This window comes from Massilia hydrophila (assembly GCF_020208145.1).
Taxonomy (GTDB): domain Bacteria; phylum Pseudomonadota; class Gammaproteobacteria; order Burkholderiales; family Burkholderiaceae_D; genus Telluria; species Telluria hydrophila.
This window is the reverse complement of the sequence record NZ_JAHYBX010000002.1, coordinates 149,077-172,372: the sequence shown is the minus strand read 5'-3', so window position 1 is coordinate 172,372 and position 23,296 is coordinate 149,077. Positions and strand designations below refer to the sequence as shown.

The 23,296-nt window shown below is 63.1% G+C and carries 15 protein-coding genes and 1 tRNA gene; 5 read left to right on the top strand and 11 right to left on the bottom strand.

The features are described 5' to 3' along the window. Both LE190_RS07915 and LE190_RS07910 read left to right on the top strand, forming a co-directional pair. On the top strand, positions 1 to 246 hold the full coding sequence (locus LE190_RS07915; protein ID WP_225238215.1) for an acyl carrier protein: 246 nt from the start codon (positions 1 to 3) through the stop codon (positions 244 to 246). A 5-nt stretch (positions 247 to 251) separates the two neighbouring features. Further along, positions 252 to 2,039, top strand: coding sequence for a hydrolase 1, exosortase A system-associated (locus tag LE190_RS07910; RefSeq protein WP_225238214.1), 1,788 nt, complete (start codon positions 252 to 254; stop codon positions 2,037 to 2,039). Here LE190_RS07910 and LE190_RS07905 read toward each other — a convergent pair. The 8 genes from LE190_RS07905 to LE190_RS07870 form a co-directional block, all read right to left on the bottom strand. Then, positions 1,994 to 3,436, bottom strand: coding sequence for a right-handed parallel beta-helix repeat-containing protein (locus LE190_RS07905; protein WP_225238213.1), 1,443 nt, complete (start codon positions 3,434 to 3,436; stop codon positions 1,994 to 1,996). The genes LE190_RS07910 and LE190_RS07905 overlap by 46 nt on opposite strands. Then, entirely contained in the window at positions 3,433 to 4,794 is a 1,362-nt protein-coding gene (prsR, locus tag LE190_RS07900; RefSeq protein WP_225238212.1) for a PEP-CTERM-box response regulator transcription factor, read from the bottom strand. The genes LE190_RS07905 and prsR overlap by 4 nt, the downstream gene beginning before the upstream one ends. 13 nt (positions 4,795 to 4,807) lie before the next feature. Next, positions 4,808 to 6,919 carry an XrtA/PEP-CTERM system histidine kinase PrsK gene (prsK, locus tag LE190_RS07895; RefSeq protein ID WP_225238211.1) on the bottom strand — a complete coding sequence of 704 codons (2,112 nt, stop codon included), beginning with the start codon at positions 6,917 to 6,919 and terminating at the stop codon, positions 4,808 to 4,810. A 69-nt stretch (positions 6,920 to 6,988) separates the two neighbouring features. Further along, a complete protein-coding gene (locus LE190_RS07890) occupies positions 6,989 to 8,392 on the bottom strand; it encodes a TIGR03013 family XrtA/PEP-CTERM system glycosyltransferase (protein WP_225238210.1) in 1,404 nt (467 codons plus the stop codon). A 52-nt stretch (positions 8,393 to 8,444) separates the two neighbouring features. Beyond that, positions 8,445 to 9,473, bottom strand: a complete 1,029-nt coding sequence (locus LE190_RS07885) for an SDR family oxidoreductase (RefSeq protein WP_225238209.1) — start codon at positions 9,471 to 9,473, stop codon at positions 8,445 to 8,447. 79 nt (positions 9,474 to 9,552) lie between these two features. After that, positions 9,553 to 10,842 carry a nucleotide sugar dehydrogenase gene (locus tag LE190_RS07880; RefSeq protein ID WP_225238208.1) on the bottom strand — a complete coding sequence of 430 codons (1,290 nt, stop codon included), beginning with the start codon at positions 10,840 to 10,842 and terminating at the stop codon, positions 9,553 to 9,555. Between the two features lie 412 nt (positions 10,843 to 11,254). Next, on the bottom strand, positions 11,255 to 12,316 hold the full coding sequence (locus tag LE190_RS07875) for an acyltransferase family protein (protein ID WP_225238207.1): 1,062 nt from the start codon (positions 12,314 to 12,316) through the stop codon (positions 11,255 to 11,257). Positions 12,317 to 12,714: 398 nt separating this feature from the next. Continuing rightward, positions 12,715 to 12,790, bottom strand: a tRNA-Arg gene (locus LE190_RS07870). Positions 12,791 to 12,990: 200 nt separating this feature from the next. On the opposite strand from LE190_RS07870, the gene LE190_RS07865 reads away from it, so the two are divergent. Both LE190_RS07865 and LE190_RS07860 read left to right on the top strand, forming a co-directional pair. Then, positions 12,991 to 13,866, top strand: coding sequence for a c-type cytochrome (locus tag LE190_RS07865; RefSeq protein WP_225238206.1), 876 nt, complete (start codon positions 12,991 to 12,993; stop codon positions 13,864 to 13,866). Between the two features lie 365 nt (positions 13,867 to 14,231). Beyond that, on the top strand, positions 14,232 to 16,418 hold the full coding sequence (locus tag LE190_RS07860; protein ID WP_225238205.1) for an RIFT barrel domain-containing protein: 2,187 nt from the start codon (positions 14,232 to 14,234) through the stop codon (positions 16,416 to 16,418). Between the two features lie 129 nt (positions 16,419 to 16,547). Here the strand turns inward: LE190_RS07860 and LE190_RS07855 are convergent, their stop codons facing one another. Together LE190_RS07855 and LE190_RS07850 are read right to left on the bottom strand one after the other, a co-directional pair. Beyond that, on the bottom strand, positions 16,548 to 18,599 hold the full coding sequence (locus LE190_RS07855; protein WP_225238204.1) for an acyltransferase family protein: 2,052 nt from the start codon (positions 18,597 to 18,599) through the stop codon (positions 16,548 to 16,550). Positions 18,600 to 18,625: 26 nt separating this feature from the next. Continuing rightward, positions 18,626 to 19,639, bottom strand: coding sequence for a glycosyltransferase family 2 protein (locus tag LE190_RS07850; RefSeq protein ID WP_225238203.1), 1,014 nt, complete (start codon positions 19,637 to 19,639; stop codon positions 18,626 to 18,628). 252 nt (positions 19,640 to 19,891) lie between these two features. Here LE190_RS07850 and LE190_RS07845 point away from each other — a divergent pair, with 252 nt between their 5' ends. Then, entirely contained in the window at positions 19,892 to 21,064 is a 1,173-nt protein-coding gene (locus LE190_RS07845; RefSeq protein ID WP_225238202.1) for a hypothetical protein, read from the top strand. An 85-nt stretch (positions 21,065 to 21,149) separates the two neighbouring features. Here the strand turns inward: LE190_RS07845 and LE190_RS07840 are convergent, their stop codons facing one another. Then, a complete protein-coding gene (locus tag LE190_RS07840; RefSeq protein ID WP_307734691.1) occupies positions 21,150 to 23,210 on the bottom strand; it encodes a M13 family metallopeptidase in 2,061 nt (686 codons plus the stop codon). Positions 23,211 to 23,296: the final 86 nt, after the last annotated feature.

The following is a 23,296-nucleotide window of genomic DNA, read 5'->3' as shown; positions in this document are numbered from 1 at the left end:
ATGTACCTGAACGAAGTGAAAAACGTCGTGATCGACGTGCTGAACCTGGGCCCGGCCGGCCAGGCCCTGGAAGCCGACTCGCCCCTGCTGGGCAGCCTGCCCGAGCTCGACTCGATGGCGGTGGTGAGCCTGATCGGCGCCCTCGAAGAGCAGTTCGGCATTGCGATCGACGACGACGACATCAGCGCCAGCACCTTCGCCACGCTCGGCAGCCTGGCCGACTTCGTCGCCGCCAAGGCCGCCTGAGCGCGATGCATCCGGCCGCCGAGCCCTTCTTCCTGGACGGCCCGGCCGGTCCCCTGTTCTGCCTGTTCCACCCGCCGCACGGTACCTGCCGCGGCGCGCTGGTCCATGTTCCGCCGTTTGGCGAGGAAATGAACCGCTCGCGCCGGATGGTGGCGCTTGCCGCGCGCGCGCTGGCGGCGCAGGGCATCGGCGTGTTGCAGCTCGACCTGTATGGCTGCGGCGACAGCGCCGGCGAATCGGGCGAGGCGCGCTGGGAAGGCTGGAAAGCGGACCTCGCTGCCGCCTGCGCCTGGCTGTCCGCCCGGCTCGGCCGCCCGGTGGGGCTGTGGGGACTGCGCCTGGGCGCCCTGCTGGCGCTCGATTACGCCAGGGATGCGGTCCATCCCCCTGCGCGCCTGCTGCTGTGGCAGCCCGTGACCAAGGGAGCCACCTGGCTGACCCAGTTCCTGCGCCTGCGCCTGGCTGGCGCCATGCTGCAGGAAGGAGAGGCCGAAGGCGGTACCAGCGCCCTGCGCGCCACGCTGCAGGCCGGCACGCCGCTGCAGATCGCCGGCTACGAACTGGCACCGGCACTGGCGGCGGCCATCGATGGCGTGTCGGCGGCGGCGCTGGCGCCGCGCGCCTGCCCCGTGCACTGGTGCGAAGTCGTGGCGGCGCCCGATCGTCCGCTGCCGCCGGCGGCGGCGTCGGTGGCGCAGGGCTGGCGCGCCGCCGGGGTGGACTTGCAAGTGCAGCTGGTGGACGGTCCGGCCTTCTGGAGCACGCCCGAGATCACGGAAGCACCCGCGCTGCTGGAGGCCAGCCTGCAGGCCTGTGCCGGCGAATGGCCGCCGGAGCCGGCAGCGGCGCGGCCGGCTCCGCTCCCCGAACCCGTGTCCGCCGGCGCCGTTGAACGCGGCATCGCGTTCTCCTGCGCGGCCGCGCGGCTGTACGGGGTCCTGCACCACCCGCCCGCGGCGCAGCAGCATGGCGTGATGGTGGTGGTCGGCGGCCCGCAGTACCGCGCCGGCAGCCACCGCCAGTTCACGCTGCTGGCGCGCACCCTCGCCCGGGCCGGCATCCCGGTGCTGCGCTTCGACTACCGGGGAATGGGCGACAGCGAGGGAGGGATCCGCGGCTTCGAGGCGGTCGAAGCCGACCTGCGCGCCGCGCTCGACGCCTTCTTCGCCGCAGTACCAGGCCTGGAGCGGGTCTGCCTGTGGGGCCTGTGCGACGGCGCCACCGCCGCCGCCCTGTATGCGCCGGGCGACGCGCGCGTGGACGGCCTGGCCCTGCTCAACCCTTGGGTGCGCACCGAGGATGGCGCCGCCAGGGCCACGCTGAAGCATTATTACCGCCAGCGCCTGTTCGATCCCCGGCTGTGGAAGAAGATCGCGCACGGACGCTTCGACCTGATGGGCGCCCTGGCATCCTTCCTTGGCCTGGCCGGCAAGGCGTTGCGGCGCACGGCACCAGCCGTGGCGACAGCAGAGGCGCCGGTCCTGCCGCTGCCGGAGCGGATGCTGGCGGCGCTGCGCCGTTTCGATGGCGAGATACTGGTCATGCTGTCGGGCGCCGACCTGACGGCCCAGGAATTTGCCGGCCTGCCCGCCGCCTCGCCCGCGTGGCAGCAGCTGCTTGCGTCAGCGCGCGTCGTGCGCAAGGAGCTGCCAAAGGCCGACCATACCTGCTCGCGCCCGGAATGGCAGCAGCAAGTGGAGAACTGGACGCGCGACTGGATGCTGGCGCGCGGCCAGCGAAGCACGGCTCAGGGCGGCGCCAAGCAGGCGCCGAAGTTCTCGAACGCGCCGTAGGCCGCCTGTTTCGGCCGCGCTGCGCCGCACAGGTCCGGTCCCGGGGCTGCATGCGGCCCCGCGCGGCGTGGCGCCGCCCTCTTCCAGCGCAGGTCGAGGCGTGCCGGGTCGGCGAACAGGCCGCGCTGCGCGTGCAGGCCGGCATATTGCAGCATCAGCGGCGTCTGCAGGTTGTCGGTGGCGCGCAGCTGGCCGCCGTCGCGGGCAAGCACCGCGCCATCGACCAGGTTGCCTTCGATCTCCGCGCTGCTCGTCGGGAAGCGCACATGGATGCCTGCCGTGTCGAGCAGGGTGTTGTGCGCGATGGTGCTGCGGGCCGCGCCGTTCAGGTAAATGCCGACGTCGGAACAGGATGCGACCAGGTTGCCGCGCATGATGCCGTCCTCATGCTCCGTGATGCAGCGGCCGTCGCGGCAATAGCGGCGCCCGCTGCCGCCGCCGCCGAAGGACAGTCCCACCCGCTGCCCGGGCAGGCCATGCAGGCGCTGCTCGCACACGACCACGTTGCGCTCGAACAGCGTGCGTTCGGCGGCCCCCTTGGCGAATGCGCCGTAGCTGACGCCGTCGCCGCCGAGCTTGACGAAATCGGCGATCAGGTTGCCGCGCACGACCCAGTCGCTGGCCGCCACCAGGTCGACCGGCGTGACCGGGCTGCCGGTCTTCCTGGGCGTCTCGTTGCGGATCGTATTGCCTTCGATAAGACCAGCGTCGGGAAAACTGCCGCGCAGGCCGTTGATCTTGAAGTGGGCATTGAAGTCGAGCAGGGTATTGTTGCGCGCGACGAAATGCGCGCCCTTGCCGAAGACGTGGAAGGCGTGTTCGCAGCCACCGGCAGGCCGGCAGGCGCCCTGCAGTACCAGGTTCTCGAAGCGCCAGTAGGGCGCCGCCACCTCGATGCCGACGCGGGTGACGATGTCCAGCACGGCGCTGCCGGGCTGCTCGGCGCGCACCACGATCGGCTGTCCAGGCTCGCCGGGGCGGCGCGCCGGCAGCGCCGCCTTGCGCACACGGTAGCTGCCCGGCGCCAGCGTGATCACGTCGCCCGGCGCGGCATCCTGCATGGCGGCGCGCAGCTCCACCACGTCGGACACCGGACGCAGGCGGCCCGGTGGCGCCGCCACACCCTGCAGCTGCGCCCCCAGCGCAAGCGGCGGCAAGGCATAGGACTGCGGCGCACCGCGGTCGAGCCGGGTCAGCATGGACGCGGCCCAGCTGCCGCTGCCCGTGATCAGGGGATTGTGGCCGGCGCTACGCTTGGCGATATAGGGCGCCAGCGTGCGCGGCGCGATGGCCCGCTCCTGCAGCAGCCATAGCGCCAGCGCGCCGCCAGCCAGGGCCAGCAACACCAGCAGCACCAGCGCCGCCGGCAGCGCCGACAGGCGCCGCCGGCCTTTCATGCGCCGGTCTTGATGCCGTGCCGTCCCATCAGGTCGTACAGCGTCGGCCGGCTCACGCCGAGGATCTCGGACGCCTTGACGATATTGCCGTCCACCCGCGCCAGCGCCTTCACGATGGCCTTGTATTCGGCCTCGTCGCGCACCTGGCGCAGGTTGATCGGCTCTTCCTCGGCGCCCTCGCCCGGCAGCCCGAGGTCATCGGCGACGATGGTGTTCCCGTCGGCCATGATGACCGCGCGCTTGATGTAGTTCTCCATCTCGCGCACGTTGCCGGGCCAGGCGTAGGATTCGATGGCGGCGATCGCGTCCGGCGCGAAGTGCAGCGAGGCGCGCCCTTCCTGCGCGCAGAACTTGTTCTTGAAATGGTGGGCCAGCAGGGCCGCGTCACCTTCGCGCTGGCACAGCGGCGGAATGGTGACCACGATCTCGGACAGGCGGTAATACAGGTCTTCGCGGAAGCGCCCCTGGGCGCACAGTTCCTTCAGTTTCTGGTGGGTGGCGCAGACGATGCGCACGTCCACGGGAATCTCTTCATGCCCGCCGATGCGCTCGATCACGCGCTCCTGCAGGAAACGCAGCAGCTTGGCCTGCAGCGGCATCGGCAGGTCGCCCACTTCGTCGAGGAAGAAGGTACCGCCGTGCGCCAGTTCGACCTTGCCCTTGGTCTGCTTGGCCGCGCCGGTGAAGGCGCCCTTTTCATAGCCGAACAGTTCGCTCTCGAGCAGGTTTTCCGGAATGGCGGCGCAGTTGATCGCCATGAAGCGCTCCTTGCTGCGCGGCGACAGCTGGTGCAGCGCGCGCGCCAGCACTTCCTTGCCGGTGCCGGATTCGCCCAGCAGCATCACGGACGCGGAGGTCGGCGCCACCTTCTCGATGTTGCGGCACACCTTGAGCATGCCGGGATCGCGCGAAATCACGCCGGCCAGCGGCGAATCGGCTTGCGCCTGCTGCATGCGGCGGTTTTCCTGCTGCAGGTTGTGCAGGAAGAAGGCGCGCTGGATCACCAGGTTGAGCACCTCCGGGTCGCAGGGCTTGTGGTGGAAATCGTAGGCGCCCATGCCGATCGCCTTGACGGCATTCGCATGGTCCTGGTTCCCGGTCAGGACGATGACGCGGGTGTCCGGCGCCAGCGCCAGGATCTGCTGCAGCGTCGCCAGACCTTCGGTGGAGCCGTCCGGATCAGGCGGCAGGCCGAGGTCCATGGTGCACACGGCCGGTTCATGGCGCCGGATCTGGGCCAGCGCCGCTTCGCGGTCACCGGCCACCACCACGTCGTAGGCGTCGAGGCTCCAGCGCAGCTGCTTCTGCACCCCGGGGTCGTCTTCGATGATCAAAAGTTTTGGTTTGTTCTGGGTCACGTCGTTCCTCGCATCAGGCGGCGCCCTGCGCACGCGGGGCACGCTGCATGCCCCCGTCCGCCGGCGTTTCCTGTTGGTGTAGCGGCAGCAGGACCCGGAAGGTGGTGCCCGCGCCAGGCGTGCTGCTCACCTCCAGGCTGCCGCCCAGTTCATGGATGTATTCACGGCTTTCGAACACGCCGATGCCCATGCCCGCCGACTTGGTCGAGTCGAAGGGCTTGAACAGGCGCTCGCGGATGAATTCCTCGCTCATGCCCTCGCCAGTGTCGGCGATCTCGATGACGGCGCTGTGGCCCTTGCGCAGCAGGCGGATCGCCACCTTGCCGGTGCGCGGCGTGGCCTCGATCGCGTTCTGGATCAGGTGCCCGACCACGCGCTCCAGGCGCTCGCGGTCGGCCAGCACGCGCAGCGCGGGATCCTCGACCAGCAGCTGCGGGCGCGGTTCGAAGGCCGCCTTCAGGGCCACCGCCTGCGTCACTACCTGGTCCAGGGCGAGCGCCAGCGGCTGTTCCGCATTGTCGGTGCGGCTGAGCTTTTGCAGCATGATCTTCATCTTCTGCACCGAGTAGTCGACCGTCTCCAGCATGTCGGCCTGGAACTCGGGATTGTCCTTGTGCTTGGCCGCGTTGGCGTTCATCAAGGAAAGCTGCAGCACCAGGTTCTTCAGGTCGTGCACCACGAAGGTCGACATGCGGTTGAAGGATTCGAACTGGCGCGCCACCATCAGCGCATTGGCGGCGTCCTGCTGCGCCAGCTGGCTGGCGGCCTGGCTGCCCGCGATCTCGAGCACGTCGATCACTTCCCAGTTCAGCTTGACGGGGCTGCGCGGATTCTGCAGCAGCACGAAGCCGAACAGGCGCCCGTGCAGGATCAGGGGCACGATCAGCCAGGCGCGCGGGTAGCCGGCCAGCCAGGCCGGCAGCACCAGGGTCTCGTATTTTTCCGGATGGTCGGCGTATTCGTGCAGGTCGACCACCCACTGGCTGGTCTCGAGGAACTGGCAGAAGGCGGAATCGGCCGGCTCGGATGCCGCCAGCGCCGGCCCCTGCCAGCTCGCCACCGGCTCGAAACGGGCGCCGCCTTCGGCGCGCTGCCACAGGGCCCCGCCCGGGCTCTCGACCAGGGCGGCAACCGCCTCGATGGCGCGCTCGCCCAGGTCCGGCCCCGGCTTGGACAGGGTACGCGTAAAACGCATCCACTCTTCGCGGTAGTCGTAGTTATAGCGGTAGAAGTGCTTGCTGATGAAGACCTTCAGGCGCGCCCGGAAGCTGCCCGAGAACAGCACCCCGGCCAGCAGGATGACGGCGGCGAACAGGAAGGTCACCTGCATCACCGTGCCCCAGCTGCCGCCGAAGTAGCGCAGGTAGTAGCCGGCCGAGCCCATCGCCAGCAGGTACAGGGCCGAGCCGAACAGGGTGGCCGAGTGGAACATCGCGCGGCGCGACACCGCCAGCGGCGAGGACCACAGCTTGCTGCGGCCGAGCGAGATCGCGATCAGCGGCACCGTCAGCGCGTTGACCAGGCCGCGCGCGGCCCATATCTCGGCATCCACGCTGCGGAACAGCAGGGTGTGGCTGTACAGGTAGAAGTCATAGGCGAACATGGCGCCGATGCCGATGCAGGCGAACTTCACGGCCCAGCGCTCGTGCAGGGTGCGGTTGCGGTACACCAGTTCCACCAGCAGCATGCCGGACACCGCCATCGCCACCCGCAGCGCGATCGGCAGCGCGCCGGGCCGGCCTTCCTGGACCAGGCTCCAGTGGCCGCCGAACACCGCAACCAGGCAGACCAGGTAGACCAGTCCACCCAGCACCAGCGCCGGCTGCAGGCGCAGCGGCATGCGGCTGGCGGGATCGGTGAAATGGCCGTGCAGGACCAGCAGGAACACCGACCAGGCGGCGTTGCGCAGCAGCTCGGCGCCATCGGCCAAGGGCGACCATACATTGCCATAGGCGGCTTCCCAGGCCAGCGCCACGCCCCACAGGACACTGGCCAGGCAGGCCAGGCCGAGCGCGACGTCGTGGCGGCGCCGCTGGCGCACCGCCAGCGGCGCGCCAAGCACGAGGAAACAGGCGGCCACCAGCGCATAGCTGTAGGCCGCGATACTGGTCAGGGAAACATCCATGGGGTCGAGGTCAGCGGCGCGGGTGCGGGCTCGGGGTCGGGACGGGTACGCACGGGCCGGACAACCGGCTCAGCGCCCGCTGCGAAACAGCACGACCTTGAGCGTGTTGATCAGGATGAGCACGTCCAGGAACAGGCTGTTGTTCTTCACGTAGTACAGGTCGTACTGCAGCTTCTGCAGCGCGTCCTCGGCCGAGGAGCCATAGCCGTAGCGCACCTGGGCCCAGCCGGTAATGCCCGGCTTGACGCTGTGGCGCACGTTGTAGTACGGGACGACTTCGATCAGCTGCTCGACGAAATACGGGCGCTCCGGACGTGGGCCGACGAACGACATCTCGCCCTTGAACACGTTGACGATCTGGGGCAGCTCGTCGATGCGGGTCTTGCGCATGAAATTGCCGACGCGGGTGACGCGCGGGTCGTTCTGCGCGGCCCACTGCGGCTGGCCGGCCTTTTCGGCGTCGGCGCGCATGCTGCGGAACTTGTGGACGAAGAAGGTCTTGCCGTCCTTGCCGACCCGTTCCTGCGAATAGAAGACCGGCCCGCGGTCTTCCAGCCACACGGCCAGCGCGGCCAGCAGCATCAGCGGGAAGGCGGCCACCAGGATCAGGAAGCTGCACACCAGGTCGAAGGTGCGCTTCATGAAGGTGCGCACGAAGCTCTGGTCGAAGCCGCCGCCGAACACCAGCCAGGAAGGCTGCAGCGAGTCGACGCGGATCTGGCAGGTCTCGCGCTCGAAGAAGGTGGCGGCATCGGTGACCTTGATGCCACGCAGCTTGCAGTCCAGGAGTTCCTTGATCGGGAAGCCGCTGCGGCGGTTCTGCACCGACACCACGATTTCCGACACGTTATATTGGCGCACCAGCGAGATCAGCGAATCGCCGTCGCGCACCTTCAGCAGTTTGCCCTCCGGTACGCACATCTCTTCGCTCGGGCTGGGGATGAAGCCGGCGATGTCGTAGCGGTTGCAGTTCGAGGTCTTCATCGCCAGTTCGCTGCATTCCTTGGCCAGCGGGCCACCGCCCAGGAACATGATGCGCGACTTCAGGAAGCGCGCTTCCGACGACTTGAAAATGGCCATGCGCGCCAAAAAGATGCCGATCCCGGCCAGCATGAACACCAGCGCCATGGTGCCGCGCCCGAACGACAGTTCCGGCGCCATGTAGAACACCAGCGCCAGGATCACGAAGCCCATCAGGAAGGACGGCATCAGCTTCATGAAGAAGGGATGGCGCAGTCCTTCGTCGAAGTCGAGCTGGTACATGCCCATCGCGCTCATGCTGAAGATGATGGCTACCGTGAACGCAACCGCCGAGGTGAAGAAGTGCTCGAGGTGGGCCGTGCGCGCGGCGTCCTCGAATTCGAGCAGGCGCACCGCCGCGCCCACATAGGCTGCGCCCAGCAGCACCAGGACTTCGACGAACAGCAGCAGGAAGACGATCTTCGACACATAGTGGTTTGAGATCCTAAACACGGTAGCCTCCGAAATTCTTGTTTCTTTTCTGGATATGCATGGTGCCCTGTTCCTAGTGCGACAGGCTGCGGACGTACCAGTCCATCGCCTCCTTCAAGCCGTCGCCGATGCGGTGCGTGGGCTGGTAGCCCAGGGCCGCGCTGGCCTTTGAAATATCCGCCTGCGAGTGGCGCACGTCGCCGCGCCGGAAATCGGCGTATTCCGGCTGGTGCTGCGCGACATGCGGGAAGCGCTCCTGCAGCGCCGTCGTCATCATCCGGTACAGCTGGTTGAGCGAGGTGCGTTCGCCCAGCGCCACGTTGTAGACCGCATTGGCCGCGTCCTTGCCGGCCAGCGCCGCCAGCAGGTTGGCCTGGACCACGTTGTCGATGTAGCAGAAGTCGCGGCTGGTCTCGCCGTCGCCATTGATGCGCAGCGGCTGGTTGCGGATCAGCGCGGCGATCCATTGCGGGATCACGGCGGCATAGGCACCGTTCGGATCCTGGCGCCGTCCGAACACGTTGAAATAGCGCAGGCCGATCGACTCGAGGCCGTAGGTGCGGCCGAACACGTTGGCATACAGCTCGTTGACGTACTTCGTCACCGCGTAGGGCGACAGCGGATTGCCGATGCGTTCCTCGATCTTTGGCAGGTCCGGATGGTCGCCATAGGTCGAGCTCGATGCCGCGTAGACGAAGCGGCGTACGCCCGCGTCGCGCGCCGCCACCAGCATGTTCAGGAAACCGCCGATATTGGTGGCGTTGGTCGTCAGCGGATCGTTGATCGAACGCGAGACCGAACCGAGCGCCGCCTCGTGCAGGACGAAATCGACACCCTGGCAGGCAGCCTGGCAGGCGGCGGCGTCGCGGATATCCGCTTCGATGAAATTAAATTTCTCCCAAGCCTCTTTTTTGACAGATTCTTTCACCTGCTCGAGGTTATGGCGGTGGCCGGTGGCGAAGTTGTCCAGGCCCGTGACCTGCTGGCCAAGCCCGAGCAGGGTTTCGACCAGGTTCGAACCGATGAAGCCGGCCGCACCCGTCACCAGCCAGTGATAGCGATGCTGCAGCAGGTGTTGCTGGATTTCTTGGTACTTGTTCACTCTCAGACACTTTCACGGTCACGCCGGCGGAGCCGGCAGCGTCCGCCGCACGCATGCGCGGCGGTCATTTGCCAGGCGATCAGAGGCGCCAGACGCAGTAGCCGGCTTCCTGCAGGGCGTTCGGATCGAACTGCGACTTGACGTCGATGAAGCAGCCGTTCGGGTTGAGCTTGGACTGGAAATCGGTCAGCGACAGGGCCAGCACTTCCTTGTGCGGCACCGCCACCACCAGCGCGTCGGCCTGTGGCAGGCTGTCCCAGCTTTCCAGCTTGATGCCGTATTCGTGCTGTGCTTCCTCGGCATCGGCCTGCGGGTCGAACACATGCACTTCGACGCCGTAGCTTTCCAGCTCATGCACGATGTCGGCGACCTTCGAGTTGCGCAGGTCGGGGCAGTTTTCCTTGAAGGTCAGGCCGATCACGTTGACCTTCGAGCCCTTGACGTGGAAGCCCGACGAGATCATCGACTTGACGGTCTTCTCCGCCACGAACTTGGCCATGCCGTCGTTGATGCGGCGGCCGGCCAGGATCACCTGCGGGTGGTAGCCGATCATCTCGGCCTTGTGGGTCAGGTAGTAGGGATCGACACCGATGCAGTGGCCGCCGACCAGGCCGGGACGGAAGGGCAGGAAGTTCCACTTGGTACCGGCCGCCTTCAGCACTTCGAGGGTATCGATGCCGATCTTGTCGAAGATGATAGCCAGTTCGTTCATCAGGGCGATGTTCAGGTCGCGCTGGGTATTCTCGATGACCTTGGCTGCCTCGGCGACCTTGATGCTGGAAGCGCGGTGCACGCCGGCGGTGACCACCGACTCGTACAGCGCGGCGACGCGCTCGAGCGTGGCGTCGTCGTCGCCCGAGACCACTTTCAGGATGGTGGTCAGGGTATGTTCCTTGTCGCCCGGGTTGATGCGCTCCGGCGAGAAGCCGACGTGGAAGTCTTCCTTCCATTTCATGCCCGAATGCTTTTCCAGCAGTGGGATGCAGACTTCCTCGGTAGCGCCCGGATAGACCGTCGATTCGAAGACGACGATGGCGCCGCGCTTCATGTGGGTGCCCACGGTCTTGCTGGCGCCGGCCAGGGGGGTGAAGTCGGGGTTGTGGGCGTTGTCGACCGGAGTCGGGACCGCCACCACGATGTAGTCCGCCTCGGCCAGGACCGAGGGGTCGGTGCTGACGCTCAGGTGGCGTGCAGCTTGCAATTGTTCGGTCGACACCTCACCGGTAGGGTCGATGAATTTCCGGTAGTTCTCGATCTTGGCTTCCGACAGGTCGAAGCCGATGGTTTTTGACTTCTTGCCGAACTCCACTGCCAGTGGCAAGCCAACATATCCCAGTCCCACTACCGCGACGACTTCATCTGCTTTCATTATCGAATTCCGTTCTCGAATAAAGTTTTGCTATTATGATAACTTTTAATATAACATGGAAACACGGATACCTTCAACATTGTCATGCAGTTTGTAGAATCACAACGACAGTGCCGTGTATTTCATGAAGATATTGCAACCCAGTGAAGCGTTGATATACAGAAAAAATTTCTCCTTGGAATGATTACTTGCCCTAAGTATCATTCCTCAAAACATATTTTCATTTGTTGTTCAGCATAAAACGCTCACAAAGTGCAGCTTTGCAAATATAATTTTAACATTTTCTAAAAATCAAGTTACTTGCGATTCGTAACGTGCGCACCTCTGTAAGTTACATATTAGACAAGTATATTTTCAATTATGCAATCTCTGCCGAAGGATTGTTTTTCGGACTTCCTATAAGCGAGTTTGCTTAGCCTTCGACTGCCCGGGTAGCACGCATCGGCACAGGCTGGACGCTACTTCCAATTTTTTGTCCGAGAGCGCTGCCAAGTACGGCAGGCATCCAGCGTGCGGCCAGTCGGTAAACAAAAATCACAATGCCTGTCGTGACGACCGGCGCCAGGAACCAGTAGAGCGGATACGATATGCGCGTGCCGATACGCTGGTACGCGAGCCAGGTCGCAAGCAAGACAGGCGCGTGCGCAACAAAGACGAAGAAACTGTACTTGCTCATACGGGCCAGGTAGCGGCCGGCCTTCGTATCGAGCAGCAGGCTTGCCGCAGGCCAGATAAGCAGAGGCGAAGCAAGGCGCAGATAATTGGTATTGCGCCACTTGAAGAACACCACGCATGCGCACAGCACAACGAAGACGGCGAGCAGGGGCAAGGCATAGCGATCGAGCGCAGTCATATTCCACTCGCGCACTGCCGCCATTCCGCCAAGGTAGAACAGGATCGGCATCACATTGCGCAGGACGAAATAACCGTCGAGGTTGTTCATGAAAATGGACACGACGAGTACCAGACCCAGCAGCTGACAACGACGCAGCAGCCAGCCCAACAAGGGCGCGATCAGCATCAGGGCCAACAGGTCGCGCAAAAAGTTGAGTGGATAATTCGCAGGCGAGCCCGTCAATCCAAACGCCGCGTTGAGCCATACGGCGCCATCAAAAGGGATCAGCTTTGGCGATGTATCCAGGCCAAAGCGCCATTGCATGCACCACGCGGCGCCCATCAAGCCTAGGTTGAATACGAGGAAAGGCACCAGGATGGTTTTTGCTTTCTTGCGCGCCAACTCGCGTGGACGCGTGTCGAGGGCGGAACGGAAGAGCAGGAATCCGGAGATGAAGGTCAGGACCGGCACGGTGGCGCGGAAAACAGCATGCTGGAACAAGGCCTTGAGGTTGTCGAACACACCAGTGCCCAGGTCGGATAGCGGTACATATTCTGGTGTATGAAGGACGACAATTCCGAAGATCATCAATGAGCGCAGGAGCGCGATGCGGTCACGGACTGGGTCCTGGGCTGGCATGCTGCTTTCTCTCCCTTTGTTGGCCGCACGATGTCGGCTGAACAATAAGTATATCGGAGCCGGGCAGACAGGGACGTCCGCTTACGATAGGGGCTGTGGTGCGCATGCGGACTTCATGCCGAACGCTGCTGAGGCCGGAGAAGCGGTAGCGCTACCCGCCTGCATGCTGCATGTCAGACAGCCGATGTCGGGCCAGCGAAGCGGAGCGACAGAATCGAAGCCAATCGTTCACGAGCTGACTCTATCGGACGCACATGAATCGTTCATGACATGCTACTGATCGCGCAAAGTACATGTAAACATAACACGTATTTACGACGCATGGAGAAGTGCTTTGCAAGCATGATTGCCAGGACAAACGCTTGTATCAGAACAAGGGCCTAGACAATCGGGGAAAGTGGCGCGGCTGGCGGGGATCGAACCCACGACCCTTGGCTTCGGAGGCCAATACTCTATCCACTGAGCTACAGCCGCATAGGGGAGAACTGAAGTGACCCGAAGGATACAGAATTTCTTCGCTGACGTCCATGGAAAGGATAGTAGCCCGACAATTTGCGTTCCACAGCGTATTACTTTCCGTCTATAATCGGCCGTTTGGCGGCGTTTCCAGAAATGCACGCAAGTGTGCAGGCGCCGGAAGGTAAGCAGGTTTTTTTAATAGTATTAAGGAAATCATGAGCGACGCACACCACGAACACGATTCGATCATCCGCACGCCTAAGCAACTGATTGTCGCCGTCGCGGGCTTTTTCCTCGTCATCGTCATCGGTATCATCCTGCTGGTCGTGTTCGCCACCAGCGACAGGCTCACTGGCGCGGGCACCAAGTCCCAGGAGGCGGAAGCCGTTGCGGAACGCATCCAGCCGCTCGCCGAGCAAGGTTTTACCCTGGTCGACGCCAACGCGCCGAAAGTGTTGCAGGCGGGTAGCGCTGTGTACGCTGCCGTGTGCGCCGCGTGCCACGACACCGGGGCGGCAGGTGCACCGAAGACGGGCGATACGGGCGCCTGGACCGCCCGCCTTGGCCAGGGTTATGACACCCTGTACAAGCATGCCATCGAAGGCATCCGGGCAATGCCGGCCAAGGGAGGCAACCCGGACCTGGATAACCTGGAAGTCGCGCGCGCCGTTGTGTTCATGACCAACAAGAGTGGTGCCAGCTTCAAGGAACCGGTCGCGCCGGCTCCGGCCGCTGCGCCAGCGGTAGCGGCAACCGACGCTGCCGGAACGGTCGTACCCTCTGCCGCTGGCGCAGTGACCGTCCAGCCTACCGCCGCAGCCCCTGCCCCTGCGGTTGCGCAGGCTTCGGGCCAGAACGTCTACAACGCAGCTTGCGTTGCCTGCCACGGCGCCGGCATTGCTGGCGCACCGAAGCTGGGCGACAAGGCAGCATGGACCCCGCGCATCGCCCAGGGCAATTCCACTCTCTACGAACATGCGATCAAGGGCTTCCAGGGCAAGGCCGGCATCATGCCACCGAAAGGCGGTGCCAGCGTGCCGGATGCGGACGTCAAGGCCGCCGTCGATTTCATGGTGGCTGCCGCCAAGTAACTGTTACAAGCTCAATAGCAGCCCGGCCAATGCGCCGGGCTTTTTTTCGACTTTTAAAAGTAGCAACGTTTATTTAGTCAAAGCAACAAACAAACTGTTTTACGAAGAACAATACACGTGAAATACCGAACAATATTGTGTGGTATCTCGCTGAAAAATGTCACAGGAAGTAGGTTTTTCCGTGTGGAATTATTTTCCGTGGAGTATGATTTAAAGACTGAAGTGGACGAAATAATTGGTTCACGGCAACTCCAAAGAGATTCCTCATGACTTCCCTTACTCGCAACACCTTCGCACTCCGCGTGCTATCTACTCTCGTTTGCGCAACCTTGGCTGCGTGCGGCGGCGGGAATGAATCCGATGACATGACCCTGGCGGCGTCGAGCAGCGCAGTGGCGCCCGTTCTGCCCGCACCACCGGTGTCGACCTCGCAGCAGCCTGCTCCGGTACAGACTGAGCCTGCCTCCACCGTAACGACCCAGCAGGGGGCCATGGGCTCCTCGTCCTCGCTCGTAAGCCGCGGCCTGATCAGCCGTGAAACGACCAATATCATCGCTTCCGATGCAATTACCGACGTCCGCCTGGAAAGCACCAACAGCCTGACGTCGCAAACCAATGTTCCGATCACTTTCGGACAGGTATTCGCCGTTGGCGCCCTGCTGCCGAGCAATAGCCTGACCGGCCGCCTGGACGATGGTAGCCAGCTGCCGCTGCAGGTCGACGTCAAGGCAATCCATGCCGATGGTTCGGTACGCCATGCCGTCATCTCGGCCGTGGTGCCGAGCCTGGGCAATGGCTACGTGCGCACCATGTCGCTGCTCAAGTCGAATGCCGCGGCGACCGTGTCGAGCGTCACCCCGGCCAACGCCCTGAACAATGGTTTCACCGCCTCGGTCCAGGCAAGCATCAACGGTATCCAGTACACGGCATCGGCTGACAGCCTGCTGCGCCAGGGCGCGCGCGCCACCTGGCTGTCCGGCGCCGTGGCCAATGAATGGCATGTAAGCGCCCCGCTCGTCACTTCCAGCGGCGTGGCCCACCCGCACCTGACCGCGCGCTTCGCCATCCGCTGGTACGACAGCATCAAGAAAGCCCGTGTCGACGTGACCGTCGAGAACAACTGGGCCTACGAAGCGGCGCCACAAAACTTTATCTACGACGCAAAAGTGACTGTCGGCGGCGTGCCTGTCTTCACGAAACCGGGCATGACCCATTACCACCACGCGCGCTGGCGTAAGCTGTTCTGGTGGGGCGGAGCGGAACCGGAAGTCAACGTCAAACACAACACCGCTTACCTGATCCAGACCAAAGCGGTTCCAAACTACGACCAGACCATCGCCGTTGCCGAAACCAGCCTCGCAAAAGCGAAAACCGGCTGGGTCGGTGCAAAAACCGAACCGATGGGTATTGGTGAAGCGGCAAGCTATATGCCGCAAACCGGCGGACGCGACGATATCGGGATCCTTCCGGGCTGGGCGACGCGCTACCTGCTGAGCATGGACAAGCGTGCCAAAGAGGTGACGCTGGGCACCGGCACCCTGGCCGGCAGCTGGTCTTCGCACTTCCGCGACAAGAAGACCGACCGTCCGATCAGCATCATCGATTACCCGTACATGACCTTGCTGGGCAATGCAACGGATACGCGCAATCCTGCAACCGGCCAGCGTGAAGCCTTCCCTGCCTGCGCGGCCTCGACCCTGTGCACGAATCCCAACAAGCACGATTCCTCACACCAGCCTTCGCTTGCCTACCTGCCCTACCTGGTGACCGGTGACTATTATTATCTGGAAGAGCTGCAGTTCTGGGCGACGTACAACCTGCTGTCTCCCAATCCTGGCTACCGGGGCTATGCAAAAGGCCTGGTCTACCGCACCCAGGTTCGTGCGCAAGCCTGGAACCTGCGTACGCTGGCGCAAGCTGCGTATATCACGCCGGACAACGACAGGCTGAAGGGCCACTTCAACCAGATCATGGCGAACAACCTGGACTGGTATTCGAACACCTTCCTGAACCCGGCAACCAGCAACCAGCTAGGCGTGCTGACCAGTGGTTCGGCGCTCGTGTACAGCAGCCAACTCGCCACCAGCCCGTGGCAGGATGATTTCTTTACGGCAGCACTCGGCTATACCCTGGATCTCGGCTTCACGAAAGCGGACGCCCTGCTGAAGTGGAAGACGAAGTTCGTGGTGGAACGCATGGCAGGTAATGGCGCATGCTGGATCGGCGCGACGATGTACTCGTTCAATGTTCGCTCGAGCACCAGTAGCCCGATTTACTCGACGATCGCGGAAGCCTATCGCCAAAGCGATCCGGTATATGGTTCGATGGCTTGTGGCAGTGCCGGGATGCTGACTGCACTGGGCCTGAAGCCTGGTGAGATGCTTGGCTATGCTAATAGTGCGACTGGCTATCCGGCAAACATGCAGCCAGCCCTGGCATATGGCGCCCAAAGCGGCGGCGCTATCGGCCAAAAAGCCTGGCAAATCTTTGCGGCACGTACGGTGAAGCCGGACTACAGCAAGGCGCCGCAGTTCGCGATCATTCCACGCTGAACAGGCGTCTCCCCGGCCGGCATTGCCGGACCGGGATCGTGTTCAACGTGCGAAGGACAAGCCCGCCTCGCCTGCAAACGCCCGATGGATTCCATCGGGCTTTTTTTTTGAGCCTGCGATGCTGCCGGCTTACCTGGCCTGTCCGGCAGAAGCCGATGCATGGCGCAGTGTCAGCTTGTCCCGGCCCTGGAGGCCGATTTGCCGGTCCGGCCAGACGGCGCTGATGTGGTCGCGCAGTCCCGCGGATATTTTCTGCGCATAGGTCGCGGTGATATGGTGCGGATCGCGATACACCGCGATGCCGTCCTTGACGGCCCAGCAGTATTTGGTGTCACAAAAATAATCCGTCATGTCAACGATCCTGACCTTCGGCGGAATACCGACCAGCGCGCGCTGGAAGCCCGCGTCATCCAGCACCCTGTCCCGGTCGTCACCGCAAAGCGTCTTGTCGAACACGATCGGCGAGTACACGCAGCGCGGAGGATCCTTCTGCATCCAGGGATTGTCCCTGATGGCCACGACGGGGATTCCCGCTGCGCTCAACTGGCGGAACCTGGCCTGGTACCCGGCAGGAATGTACTCGACGCGGCGGCCTCCCTCATCACGCCAGCGCGTGGCGATCGACAGTACCAGGTCGGGTTTGAGCGCGATAAGCTGGCGCATCGCATCGGCATTCCATTGGGCGCAGGATTGGTCCAGGTTGCCAAACAGTGTCTTGTCGTCCGGATCGCCGAACAGGCAATTCGATTTCGTGATCGAAATGATCTTCCAGTTCTCGGCACCCGCATGCTGGGTCAGGGCGGGCAGCCATTGCGCGGAATGCGAGCCCCCGATCAGCACGATTTTCCTGCCGTCGCCTGTACCGAACTCGCATTTCCTGACGTCGGCAGAAACGATGTTCTGATGGCATTTGGATTTGTAGACGACAGCATTGTCGTTTCGTATCCGGAACGGGCCAGGCGCGACGAAACCCGCTTCGCCGAGCCGGTGCTGGTCCCACACACTGCCGTTTTCAGAAATGTTCTTGCGTGCTATTTCGGTGGATATGCCAACCAGCATCAGGAGACTGAGCACACCCAGGGCAGGAACCGTCTTCCGTTCCGGAAAACGGAGCGAACGCAGCAGTACATCGGCCAGTTTCTTGCTCATGACTGCCAGGCAGATGGAAACAAGGAGAATGACGAGTCCCGCAACAAAGTGATTTCCCTGCAAACGATAGGCGGATTCTTCATATAGGGCATACAGCGGCCAATGCCACAAATAGATCCCATAGGAGAGGCCACCCAGCTTGACCAGCAGGGGGTAGGAAAGGACCCGCCCCGCATTGAAGCGCCCGGATGGCTGTCCGTACTGAATGACCAGCATGGCTGCGCTGACCGGCCACAGCGCGGCGAAACCGGGAAAGCTCAGTCGCGACCCGAGCAGGAATCCACAACTGAGCAGCAGCCCGGCGCCGATCCAGGAAAATAGCGCTGCCCTTCCTGGCTCGGTCTTCGTGTCCTGGGAGCCCAGCAATCCAAGTAGGGCGCCCGCCCCGAATTCCCAGAACCGGGCGAAGAAGTCGAAATAGGCCCGGGCCGGATTAGCGTTCGTCGAATAGATCGACCAGCAAAATGACAGTAGCGACAATGCGACCAGCAGCCTGGCCAGCATCGACACCGGATTCGAGGCCAGCCGGCGTGACACGGCATTCGATGCGTACACGAGCAGTGGCCATGCCAGGTAAGACTGCCCGATCAGCGACATCGCCCAGAAATGCTGGGTCAGGCTAAGCGATTCGCTGCGCGCCAGATAATCCTGGCCGCGCGAAATCAGCCACCAGTTCTCGACGTACAAGGCACTCGCGCCGATGCTGCGGAAATTCATCGCCCAGCTCATGGGAGAGCTGAACCAGTAAATCAATGCGGAAATACCGATCAGCGCGATTGCAGCCTGCGGTGCTACCCGCAACAGGAAGCCCTTGTAGAACGCAAGGACATCGACCTGGCCGCCGATGCTTTTGCTCTTGAGGGCATTGCGCGCCATGAAGTACGCTGATACGACGAAGAAGACATCCACGCCGCCTGACACACCGTTCAGGTAGACGTGGAATACAAACACCAGCAGCGCGCCGAGCGCGCGCACGCCCTGGATATCGTCACGCAATGCTGTTTTCCGCTGTACGGGTGGTACGCGCGCCATACGAATATTCCTGAATGAGTGCCGGCTCAGTCGGCAACAGGCCCCTGCCTGCCCCTGAATACCGAGACAATCGAACGCAGGGTGCTTTTTGGATCGGCAAGGATGCGCCGGACGACATTCTGCTTCGCCTGTCCCGGAATCCTACCCATGTAATCGAGGTAGGATGTAAAACCGAGTACCGAAGACTGGTAACGCAACAGGGCGATCCGCTTTTCGATGAATTGCTCGACTTTCCTTTTTTGCGGCGGATCGACGGTAATCCCCAGCCTGCCGTCCAGGATCGCGTGGTAGCCGGCCAGCTTGGCCATCGAGGTATCGGCGGCAGAACCCGGTTTGGTCAGGTTCTCCGGATGCCGGTGCACCACCGACACGTCTTCCTGCACGAAGATGAAATCGCCACGCTGCGCCAGCCGCAGCCAGAACAGCCAATCGGACCCCATCCGGTAGCCGACCGGCATGCCGCCAACCGCGAGTGCCTCGGCGCGGACAAAGCATGCCGAGCAGGTGGCGATCAGACTCGCTTTCAAGAAGGTTTCCTTGGGATTACGCAGGCGGAAGCGACCGCTTTCCTCGCCCGGAACCGGGTCCGCGATCGTCAGGATATCGATCTTCGCACCGAACATGGCGTTAGGAATCGTCTTTTCAGGCGTCACCTTGGTCGCATCGCCGAATGCGACGACTGCCCCGGGTGACGCCTCGAGCGCAGTGACCAGCATGGCCAGGGTATGTGGCAGATGCTCATCGTCCGAATCAAGAAAGGAGATATAGCGCGTCGTGGCCAGTTCCATCGCGCGGTTGCGCGCTGCTGCCACACCGCCATTCCTGGCCAGCTTCTCGATCCGGACCGGAAAACCGGTCCGTTCGCGCCACGCCTCAACCTGCGCCACCGTATCGTCGGTGGACGCGTCGTCCACGACCAGGATTTCATGCGGCATGACGGTTTGTTGACGCACGCTTTCCAGCGCGCGCGTGATCAGCGCGGACCGATTGAACGACGGCATGACAACAGTGACATCAAGCCTTGGACGATGTGTATTCATGATTCCCCACGTTGGTCTGCTGTTCTGTTCTAGCAGAATTGGCAATTGTTACATTTTTATTATCGCATAGAAAAATTGCGATTCGGGCCGTTTCTCAATCGTGTCGTACTACGACAACTCTTCTTTTCCCAGTGCTTCATAGGAAGCAGACTGTCTGTTACAAACGCTTACGTCTTTTCCCAGCGGCAGTCTTTATGCTGGTAAATGTTTCGCCGCAAAAATTTTGCGACACATTTATAGAGAGACAAGTTCATGTACCTGCGTTATTCCAGCCTCCTGGCCCTGCTGCTCGCCTCCGGCGCCGCTTCTGCCGCCACCCTCAGCGTTGGCCCGGGCAAGACCTACACGACGCCCTGCCGCGCCTTTGCCGCCGCCAAGACTGGCGACCTGATCGAAATCACCGGCAATACCACCTACAGCGGCGACGTGTGCGCCATCTATGCGAGCAGGCTGACCATCCGTGGCGTCAATGGCCGCCCCCGTATCGACGCCGCAGGCAAGAATGCCCAGGGCAAAGGAACCTGGGTCGTGGTCGGCAACGACATCGTCATCGAGAACGTCGAAATGCTGGGCGCGAAAGTGCCGGATGCGAACGGCGCCGCCCTGCGCCTGGAGGGCACCAACTTCACCCTGCGCTCCGCCTTTATTCACAACAACCAGAACGGCATCCTGAGTGGGGTGAAAACCGCCAGCAATATCCTCATCGAGAAAAGCGAATTCGGCTACAACGGCGGCGGCACTGGCCAGACCCATAATGTGTACATCGGCAATGTGGGCCGCCTGACCTTCCGCTACAACTTCTCGCACGACGCCAACGTCGGCCACAACCTGAAGTCGCGCGCGCGCGTCAACATGATCGCGTACAACCGCTTCTCGAGCACCCCGGCCGGCCAGACCGGCACCACCGCCGCAGGCAAGCCGAGCTACGAGATCGACCTGCCGAACGCAGGCACCTCCTACATCATCGGCAATGTCATCCACCAGCCGTCTTCGCACAACAATCCGAACATGGTGGCCTATGGCGCAGAAGGTGCGAGCAATCCGGGGCATGAGCTGTACGTGGTCAACAATACCTTCCTGAACGACGACAGCACGCGCGGCAATGGCGTACTGGTCGGTTCCGGGGTGACCAAGAAAATCTTCCTGCAAAACAACTTGTTTGCGGGCACCGGCACCTTGACCAACCAGAGCGGCGCGATCCAGAAGACCAACTACCGCGCCCTGGCGCCGGGCTTCGTGAACCGCGCCGCGTTCGACCTGCGCCCGACCGCGAACCCGCTGGTGATCAACGCCGGCTCGACGCCGGGCATATCGGCCACGGGCGTGTCGCTCAAGCCGACCGCCGTGTACAAGCACAGCGCGTCGAGTGCGGTACGTCCGGTCGTCGGCGCCCTGGACATCGGCGCCTACGAATCGGCACTGTAATCCGCAGCGCCCTCACCCGGCGCCCAGGAAGCAAAAGGGCCACCCCATGCGGGGTGGCCCTTTTTTTACATCCGGCGCGACGCGCTTACCAGATGATCACGCGGTCCTGCGGCGCCAGGTACATCTTGTCGCCTTCCTTCACGCCGAAAGCTTCGTAGAAGCCCGGCTGGTTTTTCAGGGTGCCGTTGGCGCGGAACTGGGCCGGCGAGTGCGGGTCGGTCTTGACCTGGTTGATCTGCGCCGGTTCGCGCATCTTCGCGCGCCACACCTGGCCCCAGCCCATGTAGAAGCGCTGGTCGCCGGTGAGGCCCTTGATGACCGGCGCCGGCTTGCCGTTCAGCGACAGCTTATAGGCCTTGTACGCGATCGCCAGGCCCGAGTTGTCGCCGATGTTCTCGCCCAGGGTCAGCTCGCCGTTCACGTTGTAGCCGGGCAGCGGGCTGTAGCTGGCGTACTGCTGGACCAGGACCTTGGTCTTCTCGGCAAACTTCTTGCCGTCTTCCTCGGTCCACCAGTTGCGCATGTTGCCGTCGCCATCGTACTGCGAACCCTGGTCGTCGAAGCCGTGGCTGATCTCGTGGCCGATCACGGCGCCGATGCCGCCGTAGTTCACCGCATCGTCGGCCTTCGCATCGAAGAACGGCGGCTGCAGGATCGCGGCCGGGAACACGATCTCGTTCAGTTCCGGGTTGTAGTAGGCGTTGACGGTCTGCGGCGTCATGCCCCATTCATCGCGGTCGATCGGCTTGCCCAGCTTGTTCAGCTCGCGGTTGTATTCCACTTCATGCGAACGCATCACGTTGCCGAGCAGGTCGTCGCGCTTGACGACGAGGCTGGAATAATCCTTCCACTTGTTCGGGTAGCCGATCTTCGGGGTGAACTTGGCCAGCTTGGCCTTGGCTTCCGTCTTGGTGGCCGGACTCATCCAGTCCAGGGTGTCGATGGACGAGCGATACGCTTCGAGCAGGTTCTTCACCAGCACTTCCATGCGCGCCTTGCGCTCGGCCGGGAAGTGCTCCTTCACGTACAGCTTGCCCACCGCGTCGCCCAGCGAACCTTCGACGGTCGACACGCCGCGCTTCCAGCGCGGTTCCAGCTTCGGCGCGCCCGACAGCGTGGTGCCGTGGAAGGCGAAGCGCTGGTCGACGAATGGCTTCGACAGGTAATTGGCGTAGTCGTTCACGGTATGCAGCTGCAGGTAGACCTTCCAGGTCGCGAGCGGCACGCGGTTCACGATCTCGGCCATGCCCTTCAGGTAGCTCGGCTGGCTGACGATGACATAGCCGGTCTTGCCGGCGATGCCAGCTTCCTTCAGCCAGGCGTCCCAGGCATAGCCCGGCGCCAGCTCGGCCAGCTTGGCCAGTTCAAGCTTGTTGTAGGTCTTGATCGGGTCGCGGTTCTCGACCTTGGTCCACTGCACCTTGGCCAGTTCGGTCTCCAGGTCGACCACCGCCTTCGCGTTGGCCGCCGCGTTGGCGTCGCCCGACAGGGCCAGCATCTTCTCGACATGCTGCTGGTACTTGGCGCGGATGTCGGCCATCTTGGCGTCGTCCAGTTTCAGGTAGTAGTCGCGGTCCGGCATGCCCAGGCCGCCCTGGTACAGGTCGGCCACGTACCGGGTCGAATCCTTGGCATCCTGGTGGATGTAGAAGCCGAAGGGCGTGGTCACGCCCAGGCGGTTCAGGCGCGCGAAGGTGGCCGGCAGCTCGGCCTTGTCCTGGATGGCGGCGATGCGCGCCAGCTCACCCTTGAGCGGAGCGATGCCCAGCTTTTCCAGGCGCGCCTCGTCCATGTAGCTGGCGAAGAAGTCGCCGATCAGCTGCTCTTCCGAGCCGGCGCGCGCGCCCTTGGTGGCGGCGGATTTCTCGATGATGGCGCGCAGCTGCGGCTGGGTGTCGTCGTGCAGCTTGTGGAAGGCGCCCCAGCTCGACTTGTCGGCCGGGATCTCGACGCTCTTGAGCCACTTGCCATTCAGGTGTTGGAAGAAGTCGTCCTGCGGGCGTACGCCCGGCTCGACGTATTCGAGGGCGATGCCGGCGGCCAGCGGCGCCCTGGCCGCGCCCTTGGCAGTGCTCTTCGCCGATTCGGCCTGGGCCATCGAAGCCACCAGCACCAGCGCAGCGGCGCTCAGCAGATGTCGTTTCATTGTGTCTCTCCTTGTTGTTATCTTGTGTGCTTGTCGTGATGTGCTTGTCGTAATGACCACGGGCCGGAAGCTTGCGCCGCCGGCCC